At 41.6% G+C, this 1218-nt stretch carries 2 protein-coding genes; one reads left to right on the forward strand and one right to left on the reverse strand.

Features of this window, described 5'->3' with window-relative positions:
• Positions 1-106 precede the first annotated feature (106 nt).
• Positions 107-904 (forward strand): IclR family transcriptional regulator, encoded by a 798-nt coding sequence (locus ABEV74_RS23200; protein ID WP_430150119.1) that lies wholly within the window; start codon positions 107-109, stop codon positions 902-904.
• 127 nt (positions 905-1031) lie between these two features.
• Here the strand turns inward: ABEV74_RS23200 and ABEV74_RS23205 are convergent.
• Positions 1032-1218: aldehyde dehydrogenase family protein (locus ABEV74_RS23205; RefSeq protein ID WP_430150122.1), on the reverse strand; the 187-nt coding region annotated here is incomplete at its 5' end.

Here is a 1218-nt window from a genome sequence, read left to right on the forward strand (position 1 = left end):
ATTCTTGCAATTTACGGTTTTGTTTTAGTTAACTCTTTTTTGTTGACATATTCGTGAAAATGCATTAACATTTTTAAAGTTAGTGAGACGACAAAGGTGGTTGGAGATGAACTCAAATTCAATCGGAAAAACCAGCTCAACATTGGAACGAGCTTTATTTCTGATGGAATGCCTTTCAGAAAAAGCGGACGGCGCAGGAATCAGTGAATTATCCGAAACCACTCAGTTACCAAAAAGTACGATACACCGTATTCTTGAAACGCTGCTAAACCACGGGTTCGTTACGCAAGATCCCGGAACCGAAAAATATTTTATCGGATTAAAAGCCATTGAAATTGGAATGGCAGGTTTGCAGAACTCCGATCTGGTTGAAGCGGCTCGCCCTCACATGCAAGATTTGGCGACGCAAACAGGACAAACATCGTTTTTAGCTGTATTTGACAAGGGGGAAATTATTTATATTTACAAAGTGGAAGGGACCTCTTCATTCATTATGAACGCCAAATTGGGTACCAGAAGTCCTGCTCACTGTACAGGACTGGGAAAGGCAATTTTGGCCTACTTCTCTTTAGAAACCGTAGACAAAATCATTAGTGAAAAAGGTTTGAAACGTTATACCCCAACAACCATCACCGATCATCAGCAATTTCTGCAAGAACTTAGCCGGATAAGGCAAAAAGGTGTAGCCATAAATCGGGAAGAACTTGATGAAGGCTTGAGTTCCATCGCCGCCCCGATTTTCAATTACACCGGAAGAGTCATTGCCTCTGTCAGTGTAGCGGGACCTACAGATAAAATCTTTGAACAACAAGAAAAAATTGAAGCCCATATTCTCGAAAAATCCCATCTTATTTCCAAGAGATTGGGGTTTGTGCCATCGATGCGGGCCATGTACACGCCATAAAAGAATTGAAAATCCGCCGACTTGGCTGGCTATAGCAAAGAACTCCCGTTTGCTTCAGTGCAAAACGGGAGTTTTTCCATTTCTTCGAGTAGCCAAAGTATCAGGATTTCAATTTATCAAACATCTGTTATGAAAAATTGATGTACATCGTCTTCTTCTGCAAATATCCTTCCAAACCATGCTTTCCATCTTCGCCGCCCAACCCGCTTAATTTGAATCCGTTGTGAAATGCGTGAACGGATTCGCCATGGGGGCGATTAACGTAGATCTCGCCAAAATCCAAATCGTCGATTACGGACATGACTTTTTTCAAA

It is taken from the genome of Paenibacillus cisolokensis, from assembly GCF_050481165.1.
Taxonomy (GTDB): Bacteria; Bacillota; Bacilli; order Paenibacillales; family Paenibacillaceae; genus Paenibacillus_AH; species Paenibacillus_AH cisolokensis.

What these genes read in the sequence shown, in the direction of transcription:
- ABEV74_RS23200 (WP_430150119.1), top strand. Translation starts at nt 107, where the DNA reads ATGAACTCAAATTCAATCGGAAAAACCAGCTCAACATTGGAACGAGCT.